This window comes from Micromonospora sp. CPCC 205539 (assembly GCF_036906815.1).
Lineage (GTDB): Bacteria > Actinomycetota > Actinomycetes > Mycobacteriales > Micromonosporaceae > Micromonospora.
In genome coordinates, this window is record NZ_JBAKHW010000007.1 from 229,210 (window position 1) to 244,270 (window position 15,061).

Consider the following 15,061-nt stretch of genomic DNA (forward strand, 5'->3'; position numbering starts at 1 on the left):
CGCGGGTCGGGGCCCGGGTTACCTGTCGAGGGAGATGATGCCGTAGTCGTAGGCGTGCCGGCGGTAGACGACGCTGGGGCGGCCGGACTCCTTGTCCTGGAACAGGTAGAAGTCGTGGCCAACCAGTTCCATCTCGAACAACGCGTCGTCGACGGTCATCGGTTCCGCCGGATGCACCTTCTCCCGGGCGATGTGCCAGGGCTGCTCGTCGTGCTCCTCCTCGACCCGCTCCGCCAGGGCGGTGCCGGCGCGGGCACCGTCGCCGTTCGCACTGAGCGGGGTGGCCACCAGGTCCGCGACCGGGAGGTCGGCGGTGGCGGCGGCGACGGAGAGCGGTGCGTGCCGACCTCGGTGTACGCGGCGACGGTCGGCCGCGCGGCGCAGCCGGGTGTCGAGCTTCGCGATGGCCGCGTCGAGCGCGCTGTAGAAGTCGTTCGTGCAGGCCTCGGCCCGGATTACCGGGCCCCGGGAAACGCAGGTGATCTCCACCCGCTGGCAGTGGTCGGCTTGGCGCGGATTGCGCTCGTGAAACAGCTCGACATCGACACGAATGAGTTTGTGGTCGTAGCGTTCGATCTTTGCGAGTTTCTCGGCTACGTGCACCCGGTAATGGTCCGGCACTTCGACGTTACGGCCCTTGACCACGATGTCCACGTGACCTCCCTTGTTCGGATGGTCTTCGATCCGGTAACCCGATCGTGCGCCGTGGGGAGCCCCGCTGGCGTCGACCGGCTAATACGGTTACGCCTCCTCTCACCGCCGGGGTGGGTGGAACGACCTCCTACCCCCGACAGCAAAACGCTAACTCCAGTTCGCCCGGCAGTCACCCCATGTTGCCGAGAACGCCCAGGATTTTTCGCACCTCATACACCAAGGGGTGAAACGGAAACACGAAGGGTTACGAATGGTGTCGTTTCTCGGTCGCCGCGAGTACCGCCGCGACGCCCGGTGCACGCCCCGTCGCGGCCAGCACACGGGCCGCCGCGGCCAGGGTGACCCCGGTGGTGACGATGTCGTCGAGCAGCACCACGAACCGCTCACCGCCCGCGACGGGCGTACCGGAACGGGGCCGGAACGCCGCCTCGGCCGCGGCCGCCCGGCCGGCGCTGTCCAGCGTCACCGAGTCGGGCCGGGGCAGCGCGCGCAGCGGCCGGTACACCCGCACCGGCCAACCTCCCCGACTGAGCCGGGCGGCGCACTGCCGGGCCAGCCGACCCAGGTGGTCGCCGTACCGGGCCCGGGCCGCCGCCGCGGTGTCCGGCACCGGCACCAGCGCCAGTGGGCGCACCCCACCGACCGCTGCGGCGACGACCTCGGCGAGCAGCGCGCCGAGTGGGCGGGCCAGCCCGTGCCGGCCGTGCTCCTTGTACGCGAGCAGCGCCTCACGCAGCGGGCCGGCGTACGGGCCGAGGGCGGCGCATGGCGGCAGGCCCACCGGAGCGGGAGTGGGTTGCACCGGTCGGGGCCGCAGCGCGCTCAGCGCCGTCACGCAGGCGGGGCAGACCCCGTGCCGGAGGCCGGGTCGGCGCTCCCGACAGCCCGCGCAGTCGGCCGGCAGCACCAGGTCGCCGAGGTCCGCCCAGAGCCCGCGCACGGCGTCAGTAGAGGAAGAACGGGGCCGACGGGTTGCCTGGGCGGACCCCGGCCGGCGGTGGGTTGATGTTCAGCACCTGTTCGGGTCGGATCCGGTCGAACGGGCTGCTGCGGTACGCCACCCCGTTCGCCTCGTACATGAGGGCCCCGCTGGGCAGCGACACCGTCCGGTTGGCCGGGTACGCCGACAGGTGGGTCACCTTGGCACCCACGTCGGTCTTCAACGGCGTCTCCATCGCGCCGTCCACGCTGATCTCGTAGATCGCCGGTTTGCCGGCCGACCCGGCCAGCACCAGCCGATCCTCGCCGACCCAGTCCACGGCGCTGAGGCTGGTCAGCGAGGTCACCACCTGCCGGAGCGGGCCGATGGAGACACCCCCGTCCAGGTTGACGGCCGCGACGTAGAGCCGACCGCCGGCGATCAGGGCGGCCCGCTGGCCATCCAGCGAGGTGGCCACGGCGGTGACCTCGACCGAGGGCAGGTTGATCGGCACCGGGTACATCATGGCGGCCTGGTCGAAGCGGTAGAGCTGCCCGTCGGCCACGACCAGGCCCTGGGCGGGGCGGTCGTCGACCGTACGCAGCCACACCGGGCGGCTGATCGAGGCGTACTCCGTCCTGCCGCTGAGCACGGCGACCGGTACGACGCCGGCACCGACCGCGAGTCGTTGACGGCCCTTGCCGCCGGCCACCACCATGGCGGCGAGGATCCTGCCGTCGGACCGACCGAACCCGGCGGAGACGATGTTGCGGTTGGTCGCGGGCACCAGCGGCATCGCGCCGCTGGGCTCGCCCGCGAAGTCCAGCGGATGGATGCTGCCCTCGTACACACAGAACCGTTGCGGGCTCTCGGTGCCGGGGTAGAGCGGCTTCGCCTCCCGGCGCGCGCTCAGGTCCTGTACGGGCTGCGCGTTGTTGCGGATCTTGAGCTCCAGCTCGCCCCGCAGGTCGCCCAGCGACCAGGCGATCTGGGTGATCAACTGGTCGATCCGGGTCTGGTCTTCGCCGGACATGTCCAGGTTGACCTCCCACCGGTTGTTCGCGCCGGTGGCGTTGTTGATCAGCTCAGTGCGGTCGGGCAGCCCGACGACCCCGGGGCGCAGCCAGTCGGACGGCCCGGCGACGAGCCACTTCACCACCTCGTTGACCCGGCGCTCGCTGGGCACCGCCTGTGGCAGGTAGCGCTGGTCGGGCACCAGTCGAGTGCGGTCGGAGTTCCAGAAGTAGATCGTCTCTTCCTGGTAGTACTGCTGGAGGGCGACGTCACTGAGCAGCAGCACGTTCGGCGGGTCGAGGACGTACAGGCCGGCCCGCTCGTCGTCGGGAGCGCCAGCGAGCGCCGCGCTGCGCAACTTGAACTCGTACTCCGTCTCGGTCGCCACCGGCGGAGCCAGGGTGCCGTTGGCCCGCAGCAGGCCGACCTGCTGCACCTTGATCTTGACCGTGGTGGTCGAGTCGCTGTTGAAGGTGAACACCTGATCCTGTAGCCGGACCACGGTGAACCCGACCTCGCTGCCCTGCTTGACCTGTAGCCGGGACTTGTATTCCGGAGCGACGAACTTCGTGACCCGTTCGTACGCCCGGTCCGACTCGCCGGCCGCGGCGGAGAGGAAGTTACGCACGAACGCCTCGTTGTCGCTGCCGCTGGCCGTACGCGTCGGAGGCTCGCTGCGGCGGCCGTTGCCCGAACCGGCCTCCGTCGCGGTGCCGCGGTTGCCGTCCACCCGCACGTCGGAGGCCACCGGGATGCCACACCCGGCACCCACCAGCAGGACCGCGCCGACCGTCCCGAGCAGAACCTGTCGCCTCACGAACGCACCTCCGTCCGCTGCTCGTCCTCGGTCGGCGCCGGGCCGATCGCCAGCGCACCATCGGTGCCGGGCCCGATGGCCAGCGGGCCACCACTGCGGGGGCCGCCGAACGGCAGTGCCGCGTCGGCGGGCACCAGCCGAAGCGGCGACGTGGTCAGCCGGTCACCGGCGCGCGCCGGCAGGGTGAGCCGGAACTGCGCGCCCTGCCCGGGCGCACCCCACGCCTCCAGCCAGCCGCCGTGCAGCCGGGCGTCCTCCAGGCTGATCGACAGGCCCAGCCCGGTGCCCCCGGTCTGCCGGGCCCGGGACGGATCGGCCCGCCAGAAGCGGTTGAACACCAACTTCTCCTCGCCCAGCTTGAGCCCCACGCCGTGGTCCCGAACGGTGATCGCCACGGCTGTCTCGTCGATCCCCAGGGTGATCAGCACCGGACGGGCCTCGCCGTGCTCGACGGCGTTGCCGACCAGGTTGCGCAGCACCCGCTCGACCCGGCGCGGGTCGACCTCGGCGATCACCGGCGTGCCCGGCAGGTCCAGCTCGATCGGGACGCCCACCCGCTCGGCCAGGCCGGCCAGCCGGTCGACCACCCGGTGCACCACCGGCACCAGGTCGGTCGGCTCGGAATCCAGCATGGCGAAGCCCGCGTCGAACCGGCTGATCTCCAGCAGGTCGGTGAGCAGCTCCTCGAACCGGTCCAGCTCGGCCTGCAGCAGCTCGGCGCTGCGGGCCACCGCCGGGTCGAACTCGTCGCGCTCCGCGAAGATCAGATCGGCGGCCATCCGGACCGTGGTCAACGGGGTACGCAGCTCGTGCGAGACGTCGGAGGTGAACCGGCGCTGCAACCGGGACATCTCCTCCAGGCGCAGGATCTGCCGTTGCAGGTTGGTCGCCATCTGGTTGAACGACGCGGCGAGCAGGGCGAGATCGTCCTCGCCGTTGACCACCATCCGCTGGTCGAGCAGGCCGGCAGAGAGCCGCTGGGCGGTCCGCGCGGCGACCCGGACCGGTTTGACCACCAGCCGAGTGACCAGGGCCGCGAGCAGCCCGAGCAGGACCACCAGGGCGATGCCGGTGGCCACCACCGTGGACCGGGCATCGGCGGCGGTGGTGTCCTGCCGGGTCAGCGGCACGAGATAGTAGAGCTCGATCTGGCCGAAGCGGGTGGGCACCGGGGAGCCGTAGACCAGGTATTTGGTCGGCTCCCCGGTGAGCCGCCCGGTACGGATCTGGCTGGCCACCTTGCCCTCGGCCACCGCGGCCCGCAACTCCCGGCTGATCAACGGCTGGACGTTCGCCGCCGGGGCGGTGCGGGTCAGGTTGGCGTCCGGGTAGCGGTCGGCGGTGATCGCCACCACCACCCCACTGGTCTGCTGGGGATCACCGCCGGCCAGGTAGTTGACCGTGCCCTCGATGGTCTCCTGGAGCTGCGCCTCCTGCGGCTGGCCGTAGAGGCCGACCTGCTTGGCCGCGTAGTCCGCGCCGCTGTTGACGCGTTGCCGGACGTCGGTGCGGGCGTTGTCGAGCAGGATCGTGGTGATCTTGTCGGCGATGAGGTACGCGAAGCCGCCGACCAGCAGGCTGGAGGCGACCAGCGTGATCGTCACCACCCGGACCTGGAGCGATCGGCGCCAGGTCTGGTGCACCCGTGCCACCGTGCGGGCGACCCGGCCGCTGTGCACACGCCAGAACTCGCGGCCAGCGCCGGGGCGGCGGCCAGCCGTGGTCAGGGGGTGCGGGGGCGGAGAGGTCGACACAGTGTGACCAGGCTATCCGGTGCCCGCCTTGTAGCCCACGCCCCGCACGGTGAGGATGATTTCCGGTCGCTCCGGGTCCGGCTCGATCTTGGCGCGTAGCCGCTGCACGTGCACGTTGACCAGCCGGGTGTCGGCGGCGTGCCGGTAGCCCCAGACCTGCTCGAGCAGCACCTCGCGGGTGAAGACCTGACGCGGCTTACGGGCGAGCGCGACCAGCAGATCGAACTCCAGCGGCGTCAGCTTCACCTCCTCGTCGTTGCGACTGACCGTGTGCGCGGGCACGTCGATGGTGATCTGGTTGCCGGGCGGCCCGATGGTCAGCATCTCCGGTGCCACGTCCTCGCCCCGGCGTAGCCGGGCCCGCATCCGGGCGACCAGCTCCTTGGGCTTGAACGGCTTGACCACGTAGTCGTCGGCGCCGGACTCGAGGCCGAGCACCACATCGACCGTGTCGCTCTTGGCGGTCAGCATGACGATCGGCACGCCGGATTCGGCGCGGATCGACCGGGCGACGTCGATACCGCTCATTCCGGGCAGCATCAGGTCGAGCAGGACTATATCGGGCCGGCTGTCGCGGAAGGCGGCCAACGCCCGCTCGCCGTCGGCGACGAACGAGGGCAGGAAGCCTTCGCTACGCAGCACGATGCCGAGCATCTCGGCGAGCGCGGGGTCGTCGTCGACCACCAGTACCCGGGCTCTCATGGGATTAATATTGCATCCCCGTTCAGTTCGGTGGGACCGGCGTCAGGCCGGCTAGCATCATGATCCCCCTTCGGCGCCGTCCGGCGCCACCGCCGCCCAGCCGATGGCGCTGCGGCGATCAGCCGAAGAGTGCCCGGCCCCAGTGGTCCCCACCGTCGGCGACGCCGGGCGGGCAGGCGAACAGGCCGCTGGAGACGTGCCGAAGGTACTCGTTCATGACGTCGTGCCGGGCCAACTGGGTCTGGATCGGCACGAACTGTCGGCGCGGGTCCCGCTGGTAGGCGATGAAGAAGAGGCCCGCGTCGAGTCGACCGAGACCGTCCGAGCCGTCGACGAAGTTGTAGCCCCGGCGCAGCAGCCGGGCGCCGTCGTTCCGGGTGGGGTGTGCCAGCGTGACGTGGGAGTGCTCGGCGATCACCGGCTGCCCGTCGTCGCCCCGGGCGGCGAAGTCCGGCTCGTCGAACTCGTCGGCGCGGCCGAGCGGGGCGCCGCTGCCCTTGGCCCGACCGACGATCTCCTCCTGCTCGGCGAGCGAGGTCCGGTCCCAGGTCTCCACCAGCATCCGGATCTTGCGGGTGACCAGGTACGAGCCGCCGGTCATCCAGTCCGGCCCGTCGCCCGGCTGCACCCACAACTGGTCGCGCAGCAGGTCGGTGTCCTCGGCCTTCAGGTTGGCCGTGCCGTCCTTGAAGCCGAACAGGTTGCGGGCGGTGGCCTGGTCACGGGAGGTCGACGAGGTACGGCCGAAGCCGAGCTGCGACCAACGCACGCTCACCACGCCCATGCCGAGCCGGGCCAGATTGCGGATTGCGTGCACCGCGACCTGCGGATCGTTGGCGCACGCCTGGACGCAGAGATCGCCGCCGGAGAGCTGCGGCTGCAGCGCGTCACCGGGGAACTTCGGCAGCTCGGCCAGGGCTGCCGGCCGCCGGTCGAGAATGCCGAACCGGTCCCGGCCGTCGGCGTCGCGGAACAGCGTCGGCCCGAAGCCGATGGTCAGGGTGAGCTGCGACGGAGGCAGGCCGAGCGCCTCACCGGTGTCGTCCGGCGGGGCCTCCGGCATCCCGCCGACCGCGCCCAGCACCCCGGCGTCCCGCCCGCTGGTCATCCGGACGGCCGCGGCCGTCCACTCCTCGAGCAGCTCGAGCAGCCGGGCCCGATCCTTGGTGATCACGTCGAAGGCCACGAAGTGCAGGCGGTCCTGGGCGGGGGTGACGATGCCGGCCTGGTGCTCGCCGTAGAACGACACCGCCCCGGCCGGGTGGTCGTTGGCCGCTGCCGGCCCACGGGAGCCACTGACCAGCGCACCCGCACCGGCGGCCACCCCGGCGACTCCGGCCACGCCGGCGCCGGCGAGCGTGATCGCTCGCCGGCGCGTCAACCTGCGTCCACTCATCGGCTCGACTGCCCCTGACGTCCGTTACTTGGCGACGACCGCAGCGATCTTGCTGATCGGCTCGGCCAACGCGTTGATGCCGTCGGAAAGTTCCTTGAGCTCGGCCTTGCTCAGCGTGGTGTGCAGCTTCCACCCGTCGCCGTCGCGGTGCTTGCCGAGCTGCGTCTCGACGTTGGCGAACTCGGTGTCGAGCTGCTTGACCAGCTCCGGCGAGCGCTGCTCGAGCGCCGGCCGCAGTGCGGAGACGGCCGCCTTGGAACCTTCCAGGTTGGCGGCGAAGTCCCACAGGTCGGTGTGCGAGTAGCGGTCCTCCTCGCCGGTGATCTTGCCGCTGGCCACCTCGTCGAGCAGTTCCTTGGCGCCGTTGGCGAGCTGCAACGGGGAGAGCTTCTCGGCGTTGGCCTTGGCCACGATCTCCTTGACGTCGACCAGCAGCCGGTCGGCGATCGGGCCGTCCTTGCTGATGTCGCCGGACTGCCAGAGGTCCTTCTCGATCCGGTGGAAGCCGGTGAACTCCATCCCCTCCTCGATGACCTCCTCGCGGCCGTCGATCTTGGGGTCGAGGTCACCGAAGATCTCGGCCACCGGCTCGATCCGCTCCCAGTAGGTGCGGGCGACCGGGAACAGCGCCTTGGACTTCGCCACGTCGCCGGCCTTGACCGCGCCGACGAACTCCTCGGTCTTCTCGAGCAGCGCCGTGGTCTGGCTCTTGACGTAGCGCTGGTAGTTGTCGGTGGCGTCGGCCAGCGCGGCGTCCGCGGTGAGCGGCGCGGCCGACCCGCTGACCTTGAGCGCGCCCCGGATGCCCTTGCCGCTCATCCCCGGCTTGCAGGCCGTCTCGTACGTGCCGGCCGGCAGCTCCACGTGCAGCTCGCGGCTCAGCCCGGGGGCGATGTTCTCCACCTCGCCCATCACCCGGTCGCCCGAGGCGTACACGTAGAACTCGGTCACCTTGGCACCGGAATTGGTGATCTTGAAGGTGGCCGTCCCCGCGCCGAGGTCGGTGGACCCGACCTCGCAGGCGGTGTCGGTGGCCTTGACCGCGATCGGGCCGCCGGCCGCGCCCGAGTCACCCTTCTCCGAGTCGGAGCAGGCGGCCACACCGGCCGTGGCCAGCACGCCGGCCGCGGCAAGCGCGAAAAAGCGGGGGGTACGCATCTGAGCTGTCTCTCCTCGTGGGGGGGTCAGGCACGCTGCGGCGTGGACGCCGCCTCGGTCGTCGGAACTGCCGCGACGGGTGGCGGCGTACGACGGGTCGGTCGCAGGAAGAGCAGGAGGACGGGCACGGCGTACCCGACCCAGGCGATCGTCTCCAGCACCGTGGGCGCGGGGGTCACGTTGAACATCCCGGCGAGCAGGGCGGCGTACCAGGTGCTCGGGTCGAGCACGGTGGTGATGTCGAAGGCCAGGTCGTTCAGGCCGGGCAGCACACCGGCCTCCTGGAAGTCGTGCACGCCGTACTTGAGGATGCCGGCGGCGACCAGGATCAGCAGCGCCCCGGTCCAGGTGAAGAACTTGCTGAGGTTGATCCGCAGGGCGCTGGCGTACAGCAGCACACCGATGACCACGGCGGTGGCGATGCCGCCGATCAGCGCGAGCAGCGGGCCGCTGTCGCCGGACGCCCCCTGGGCGGCGGAGTAGAAGATCAGCGCGGTCTCCAGGCCCTCGCGGATCACCGCGAGGAACGCCATTCCGGCGACCGCGAGCGAGCCGACGGCCAGCGCCTCGGTGAGCTTGCCCCGCAACTCACCGGCGATGCTCCGGGCGGCGCGGCGCATCCAGAAGATCATCCAAGTGACGAAGACCACGGCGGTGACGGAGGTGATCGCCTCGAACAGCTCCCGGTCCTCGGAGCGGGCCAGCAACGTGGTCGAGGTGTACTCGATCAGCCAACCGAAGAGCACCGAGAGGGCCACGGCCAGGCCGACGCCCGCCCAGACCTGGGGCAACCGGTCCCGGCGCTGCGACTTCACCAGGAAGGCGACCAGGATGCTGACCACCAGGGTGGCTTCCAGACCCTCCCGCAGGCCGATCAGGTAGGTGGCGAACATCCGAGCTCCGAGTCCTTAGGCACGCCTCAGCTAACTTAGGGCAGCCACACCTTCCTCCAGTTCAGACGGCTCGTCAAGTCGTTCATCACCAGGTCACACAGCCTCTGGCCGACCCTCGGACGATCGGCGATCGGCTCCGGCCGTTCGGTTGTGGCAGGATCCCCGCCGTGAAGGGATTCCTGCCGTGGCTGGCGGTGCTCGCCGTGGTGCTGCTGCTCAGCGCGTTGCGTCAACGGGCACTGGCCACCGCCGTGTCGCTGGGCTGGTTGGCCTGGTGTGCCTGGACCTGGTTCCGCCCCACCCGCCGCCCCTGACCGGCCCGCCGCCCCTGACCCGGAAACGACGGACCGGGCCGGCTGCGAGCAGCCGACCCGGTACGCGAACGTCGATCAGTAGCGGTAGTGATCCGGCTTGAACGGGCCCTCGGTGGAGACGCCCAGGTACGCGGCCTGCTCCTTGGTGAGGGTGCTCAGCTTGGCGCCGAGCGCGCCCAGGTGCAGCCGGGCCACCTTCTCGTCCAGGTGCTTGGGCAGCACGTAGACGCCGACCGGGTACTCCTCGGTCTTGGTGTACAGCTCGATCTGCGCGATCGTCTGGTTGGCGAACGAGTTCGACATCACGAAGCTCGGGTGCCCGGTGGCGTTGCCCAGGTTCAGCAGGCGGCCCTCGGAGAGCACGATGATGGCGTGCCCGTCGGCGAAGCGCCACAGGTCGACCTGCGGCTTGATGTTGACCCGCTCGACGTCGGAGCGCTTGGCCAGGCCGGCCATGTCGATCTCGTTGTCGAAGTGGCCGATGTTGCCGACGATGGCCTGGTGCTTCATCCGGGCCATGTCCTCGTTGGTGATGACGTCGAAGCACCCGGTGGCGGTGATGAAGATGTCCGCCTGCTCGACCACGTCGTCCAGGGTGGCGACCTGGTAGCCGTCCATGGCGGCCTGCAACGCGCAGATCGGGTCGACCTCGGTCACCACGACCCGGGCGCCCTGGCCCCGCAGCGACTCGGCGCAGCCCTTGCCCACGTCGCCGTAGCCGAGCACGACCGCCATCTTGCCGCCGATCAGCACGTCGGTGGCCCGGTTGATGCCGTCGATGAGCGAGTGCCGGCAGCCGTACTTGTTGTCGAACTTGCTCTTGGTCACCGAGTCGTTGACGTTGATGGCCGGGAAGAGCAGGGTGCCGCCGCGGTGCATCTCGTAGAGCCGGTGCACGCCGGTGGTGGTCTCCTCGGTGACGCCCTTGATGCCGGCGGCGATCCGGGTCCACCGCTGGTTGTCCTCGGCGAGCGAGCGGTGCAGCACCTCGAGGATGACCGCGTACTCCTCGGAGTCGGCGGACTCGACCGGCGGAACGACCCCGGCCCGCTCGAACTCGGCGCCCTTGTGCACCAGCAGCGTGGCGTCGCCGCCGTCGTCGAGGATCATGTTCGGGCCCTCGCCGCCCGGCCAGGCGAGCACCTGCTCGGTGCACCACCAGTACTCCTGCAGGCTCTCGCCCTTCCAGGCGTACACCGGCACGCCGGAGGGGGCGTCGGGGGTGCCGTCCGGGCCGACGACGATCGCCGCGGCGGCGTGGTCCTGAGTGGAGAAGATGTTGCAGGACGCCCAGCGCACCTGCGCGCCGAGGGCGACCAGGGTCTCGATCAGGACTGCGGTCTGGATGGTCATGTGCAGCGAGCCGGTGATCCGCGCGCCCGCGAGCGGCTGCGCCTCGGCGAACTCGCGGCGGATCGACATCAGGCCCGGCATCTCGTGCTCGGCGAGCTGGATCTCCTTACGCCCGAACTCGGCGAGCGACAGATCCGCCACCTTGTAGTCGCCCTCAGCGAGGGTGCTCGGCCGAGCCTCGGACGGCGTACCGCTGGCGGAAGCCGGGAGGGTGCTGGTCATAAAAGCTCCTGTCGAACGATGTCTGCGCCGACCTTCCACCTTACGCGCGCCGATGAACGGCAAAGGGGGACGGTCCACGGACAGCGCACGGGGCGGTCGGTGATGGGCTGACTTCCGCCCATTTCCGCCCGCCCCGCACATCCCCCCGGTTTGGTTCCCCGCACGCTGTCGGACCGTCGTCGCGATAACGCTGCGTACTCATAGAGTCACACTAAGGAGCGACAGCGTCAAGCTATTCCGGGAAAGTCGGACTTGCGGCGTGTTGGTCGGATGGTGTCAGCGCAGGCCGGTCGTCGCCACGTACGCCTCACCGGCGCCGCTGAGGTGCAACGGCCCGCCGGCTGCGGTGCCGACCGCGGCCTGGCCAGAGCCGATCGTCAGCGCGCCCGCGCCGTCGTCCACGGTGACCGAGCCGGCGCCGCAGAGCACGACCCGCGGCCCAGGCAACGCCAACGTGACCTCCGGTACCTCCGCACCGACCCGCACCCGGTGCAGCGCGAAGTCGTCCACGGGCACGCTCCAGCAGGCCACCCCCGGGCCGACCGGCTGCGCCGTCCGGACCGGGTCGTGCAGCACCTCGAAGCGCAGCACCCGCATCAACTCGTCGGCGTCCACCCGCTTGGGGGTCAGCCCGCCGCGCAGCACGTTGTCGCTGGCCGCCATGATCTCCACGCCACAGCCGCGCAGGTAGGCGTGCAGGTTGCCGGCGGGCATCCAGATCGCCTCCCCCGGCACCAGCCGTACGTGGTGCAGCAGCAGCGCGACCAGCACGCCCGGGTCACCCGGGTACGCCGCAGCCAGCCGGCGAGCCAACTCCGCGTCCTCGCCGTCGGCCGGTGCCGCCACCACGGATGCCAGCAACTCGACCCGCTCCGCGATCGGCCAGGAGAGCAGGGTCTGCACCGCCGTCCGCAGCCCCGCCGGCCCGGTCCGCAACGCGTCGACCACCGGCGCCAACGCCGGTACGCCGAACGCGGCGAGCGCGTCGGCCGACTCCGTCGGCTCCCGGAAACCGCACAGCGCCTCGAACGGGGTGAGCGCCACCAGTAGCTCCGGCTTGTGGTGCGGGTCGGAGTAGTTGCGCTCCCCCTCGGGTCGCGCCGCGTCCGCCGCGTAGCCGGCCTGGGCCTGCTCGGCGTCCGGGTGGGCCTGCAGGCTCAGCGGCGCATCGGCGGCCAGCACCTTCAGCAGGAACGGCAGCCGGGTGCCGAACCGATCCGCGACCCGCTGGCCGAGCCACTGCCCCGGCTCGGCACGCACCAGGTCGCAGAGGCTGTGCCGCAGGCCGGCCCGCTCGACGCTGGCCGGGGCGCCCGGGTGCGCGCCCAGCCACAGCTCCGCCTCCGGGCCGGCGCTGGGCACCGGCCGCCCCTGCAACAACGCGATCGCCGAGCGGGACCCCCAGGCGTAGTCACGGATCGGTCCGTACAGCAGCTCCACCCGTCAGCCCCCGGACGCCTCGCCCGGCGCGTCCTGGGACTGCGACACGGCGGCCGCACCGTTACCGGCCCGGTCCGCAGCGGGGTTGTAGATGTCCGGCTCCAGGTAGATCACCTGGGCGATCGGCACCGCGGCACGGATCCGCGCCTCCACGGTGTTGATGCCCCGCGCCAGCTCGTGGGCAGTTTCCCAGGCCGGCACCCCGATCTTCGCGGCCACCATCAGCTCTTCCGGCCCCAGGTAGAGCGTCTTCATGTGGATGATCCGCTCGACCTCGGGGCCGTCGGTGACGGCGTGCTCGATGGCGGCCAGGTCCTTCGCCTCGGCACCCTCACCGAGCAGCAGGCTCTTTGTCTCGATAGCCAGCACGATGGCGATGGTCACCAGGAGGATGCCGATCATCGCGGTGCCGGCGGCGTCCCACCGGCCGTTGCCGGTCGCCAGCGTCATGCTGACGCCGAACAGGGCGAAGACCAGACCGACCAGCGCGCCGAAGTCCTCCAGCAGCACCACCGGCAGCTCCGGCGCCTTGGCGCGACGGATGAAGCGCACCCAGGACTGGTTGCCCCGGATCTGGTTGGACTCCTTGATCGCGGTCCGGAAGGAGAACGACTCCATGACGATCGCCGCCACCAGCACGGCGACCGGCAGCCAGTGCCAGGACTTGATGCCCCCCTCGTGACTCCACTTGTGGTAGGCCTCGTACAGGGCGAACAGGCCACCGATGCTGAACAGCACGATCGACACGATGAACGCGTAGATGTAGCGCTCCCGGCCGTACCCGAACGGGTGTTCCGGGGTCGCCGCCCGCTTGGCCCGCTTGCCGCCGAGCAGCAACAGGGCCTGGTTACCGGAGTCGGCGACCGAGTGGACCGCCTCGGCCAGCATCGACGAGGACCCGGAGAGCAGGAACGCGATGAACTTGGTGATGGCGATGCCGACGTTGGCCAGCAGCGCGGCGACGATCGCCTTCGTCCCGCCGTTCGCGCTCATGCCGCCACGCCGCTCGATCGCGCACTACGTTCGTTCACTGGTTCGACAGCTCCTTCATTTCGGTGATGGCTGGTACCGCCATCGGGTCCAGCCCGTGGGCCAGGGCTAGGTAGATCGAGGCGAAGTCCGGTACGGCGATCAGCGAGGCCAGCCGCTCCAACGCGGACCCACCCTCGGCGGTCACCACGTCACAGCGCACCCCACGGCGCTCGGCGAGGGTCTGCACCGCGTCCGCGCGGCGCTCCTCGACGGCGAGGGGCTCGTCGGTGTCGTCCTCGGCGTTGAGGCCGCCGTCGCGCAGCAGCACCAGCCGCAGCCGGGTGCCCTCGCCGTCGTCCTCCGGGGAGTCGGCGAAGATGTCCCGCTCGCCCTCGGCCAGGCCGCCGAAGACGCCGTCGAGCAACCCGACCCGACCCCGACCGGCCTCGCCGAGCGCCCCGGTGACCACCGGGTAGCGGGCGTTGGCCGACAGGGTGTCACCGAATCGCCGGGCCGCGACGGTCGCCAGCGGGGACGAGCCCCAGACGATCGGGACCGAGCCGGCCAGACCCAGGGCCAGTGCCTTCGCCGGGTTGACGAAGGACTCCGCGGTGGAGCGGCACCGGTCGGCGTCCGCGTCGAGCCGGGCCGCGGTCTCCGCCAGGTCCGCCTCGTTGACCTTGACGAGCCCGAGGGAACGGGCGGCGAGCAGGACCGGCACGGTGAGCGCCCAGAGGCTGGCCCGGGCCGGCGCGCGACGGGGCACCGGGATGAACGGCGCCCTGGCCCGCTCGGCCACCGACTGCAACTGCGAGTCCGGTGCGCCCACGGCGACCAGCCGGGCGCCGCGTCGGTGTGCCGCCTCGGCGGCGCCGAGCGCTTCCGGGCTACGGCCGGACGCGCTGATCGCGATCACCACGTCGGCCGCGCCCACCCAGCCGGGCACGCCCGCGCTGCGGTGCGCGATGACCGGAACCGGGCAGCGCGGCCCGGCGACCGTGGCCAGCACATCCCCGGTCCGGCCGGCGGTGCCGATGCCCGCGATCACGACGGCCCGAGGCCGCCCGTCGTCGGCGAGCACCGACAGGTTCGCCTCGGCGGCCAGCGCGGCCGACTCACGGACCTGCGCGCCGGCCGACGCGGTGTGCCGGAGCATGCCGCCCGGGTCGTGCTCGGCCAGGGCCTCCGGATTGTCGAGCAGTGCCTCGTCGGCGTCGCGACGACCGCTGACCCCGGCCGTACCGTCGATCATGACGGCTGCCCCGGGCCGCCGCGCGCCTCGTCGAGCAGCAGCACCGGTACGTCGTCGCGGACCTCGAAGATCCGGCCGCACTCCGTGCAGGTCAGCGTCTGCGCCTCGGCGTCGTAGTCGAGCGGGGCGTGGTGCGTGTCCGGACAGGCGAGGATCTCGAGCAACTGCGGATCCAGGGCCATGGCACGGCTCCTTCCACGT

14 protein-coding genes are annotated in these 15,061 nt (G+C 71.2%); 1 reads left to right on the plus strand and 13 read right to left on the minus strand.

What is annotated here, in order from left to right; translation table 11 throughout:
* Positions 1–18: 18 nt before the first annotated feature.
* From hpf to efeU, 8 genes are all read right to left on the minus strand, one after another.
* Entirely contained in the window at positions 19–654 is a 636-nt protein-coding gene (gene hpf / locus V6V47_RS09250; protein WP_334627665.1) for a ribosome hibernation-promoting factor, HPF/YfiA family, read from the minus strand.
* A 244-nt stretch (positions 655–898) separates the two neighbouring features.
* Positions 899–1,561 (minus strand): ComF family protein, encoded by a 663-nt coding sequence (locus V6V47_RS09255; protein ID WP_334627718.1) that lies wholly within the window; start codon positions 1,559–1,561, stop codon positions 899–901.
* Between the two features lie 37 nt (positions 1,562–1,598).
* Positions 1,599–3,404, minus strand: a complete 1,806-nt coding sequence (locus V6V47_RS09260; RefSeq protein ID WP_334627666.1) for an LpqB family beta-propeller domain-containing protein — start codon at positions 3,402–3,404, stop codon at positions 1,599–1,601.
* Complete coding sequence (gene mtrB, locus V6V47_RS09265; RefSeq protein WP_442934205.1) at positions 3,401–5,158, minus strand: MtrAB system histidine kinase MtrB; 1,758 nt, start codon at positions 5,156–5,158, stop codon at positions 3,401–3,403. Before mtrB ends, V6V47_RS09260 begins: the two co-directional genes overlap by 4 nt.
* 12 nt (positions 5,159–5,170) lie before the next feature.
* The gene (gene mtrA / locus V6V47_RS09270; protein WP_007455837.1) at positions 5,171–5,860 is read right to left on the minus strand and encodes an MtrAB system response regulator MtrA; all 690 of its coding nucleotides are present in this window, start codon (positions 5,858–5,860) and stop codon (positions 5,171–5,173) included.
* A 118-nt stretch (positions 5,861–5,978) separates the two neighbouring features.
* On the minus strand, positions 5,979–7,256 hold the full coding sequence (efeB, locus tag V6V47_RS09275; protein WP_334627667.1) for an iron uptake transporter deferrochelatase/peroxidase subunit: 1,278 nt from the start codon (positions 7,254–7,256) through the stop codon (positions 5,979–5,981).
* A 24-nt stretch (positions 7,257–7,280) separates the two neighbouring features.
* Positions 7,281–8,414, minus strand: coding sequence for an iron uptake system protein EfeO (gene efeO / locus V6V47_RS09280; RefSeq protein WP_334627668.1), 1,134 nt, complete (start codon positions 8,412–8,414; stop codon positions 7,281–7,283).
* A gap of 26 nt (positions 8,415–8,440) precedes the next feature.
* Entirely contained in the window at positions 8,441–9,307 is an 867-nt protein-coding gene (gene efeU / locus V6V47_RS09285) for an iron uptake transporter permease EfeU (protein ID WP_334627669.1), read from the minus strand.
* 167 nt (positions 9,308–9,474) lie between these two features.
* On the opposite strand from efeU, the gene V6V47_RS09290 reads away from it, so the two are divergent.
* Positions 9,475–9,621 carry a hypothetical protein gene (locus V6V47_RS09290; protein WP_334627670.1) on the plus strand — a complete coding sequence of 49 codons (147 nt, stop codon included), beginning with the start codon at positions 9,475–9,477 and terminating at the stop codon, positions 9,619–9,621.
* Between the two features lie 75 nt (positions 9,622–9,696).
* On the opposite strand, the gene ahcY is transcribed toward V6V47_RS09290, so the two are convergent.
* The 5 genes from ahcY to V6V47_RS09315 form a co-directional block, all read right to left on the minus strand.
* On the minus strand, positions 9,697–11,196 hold the full coding sequence (gene ahcY / locus V6V47_RS09295) for an adenosylhomocysteinase (RefSeq protein ID WP_334627671.1): 1,500 nt from the start codon (positions 11,194–11,196) through the stop codon (positions 9,697–9,699).
* A gap of 276 nt (positions 11,197–11,472) precedes the next feature.
* A complete protein-coding gene (gene manA / locus V6V47_RS09300; protein WP_334627672.1) occupies positions 11,473–12,636 on the minus strand; it encodes a mannose-6-phosphate isomerase, class I in 1,164 nt (387 codons plus the stop codon).
* A gap of 3 nt (positions 12,637–12,639) precedes the next feature.
* Positions 12,640–13,629: a cation diffusion facilitator family transporter gene (locus tag V6V47_RS09305; protein WP_334627673.1), complete on the minus strand. Its 990-nt coding sequence runs from the start codon at positions 13,627–13,629 to the stop codon at positions 12,640–12,642.
* Between the two features lie 34 nt (positions 13,630–13,663).
* A complete protein-coding gene (locus V6V47_RS09310; RefSeq protein ID WP_334627674.1) occupies positions 13,664–14,860 on the minus strand; it encodes an SIS domain-containing protein in 1,197 nt (398 codons plus the stop codon).
* Positions 14,857–15,042, minus strand: a complete 186-nt coding sequence (locus V6V47_RS09315) for a Trm112 family protein (RefSeq protein ID WP_334627675.1) — start codon at positions 15,040–15,042, stop codon at positions 14,857–14,859. Before V6V47_RS09315 ends, V6V47_RS09310 begins: the two co-directional genes overlap by 4 nt.
* Between the last annotated feature and the right edge of the window lie 19 nt (positions 15,043–15,061).

Excerpts from the sequence above, each read along its gene's own strand:
- mtrA (WP_007455837.1), bottom strand. The coding sequence starts at position 5,860 with ATGAGAGCCCGGGTACTGGTGGTCGACGACGACCCCGCGCTCGCCGAG.
- V6V47_RS09315 (WP_334627675.1), bottom strand. The coding sequence starts at position 15,042 with ATGGCCCTGGATCCGCAGTTGCTCGAGATCCTCGCCTGTCCGGACACG.
- V6V47_RS09310 (WP_334627674.1), bottom strand. The coding sequence starts at position 14,860 with ATGATCGACGGTACGGCCGGGGTCAGCGGTCGTCGCGACGCCGACGAG.
- V6V47_RS09305 (WP_334627673.1), bottom strand. The coding sequence starts at position 13,629 with ATGAGCGCGAACGGCGGGACGAAGGCGATCGTCGCCGCGCTGCTGGCC.
- efeU (WP_334627669.1), bottom strand. The coding sequence starts at position 9,307 with ATGTTCGCCACCTACCTGATCGGCCTGCGGGAGGGTCTGGAAGCCACC.
- ahcY (WP_334627671.1), bottom strand. The coding sequence starts at position 11,196 with ATGACCAGCACCCTCCCGGCTTCCGCCAGCGGTACGCCGTCCGAGGCT.
- efeB (WP_334627667.1), bottom strand. The coding sequence starts at position 7,256 with ATGAGTGGACGCAGGTTGACGCGCCGGCGAGCGATCACGCTCGCCGGC.
- efeO (WP_334627668.1), bottom strand. The coding sequence starts at position 8,414 with ATGCGTACCCCCCGCTTTTTCGCGCTTGCCGCGGCCGGCGTGCTGGCC.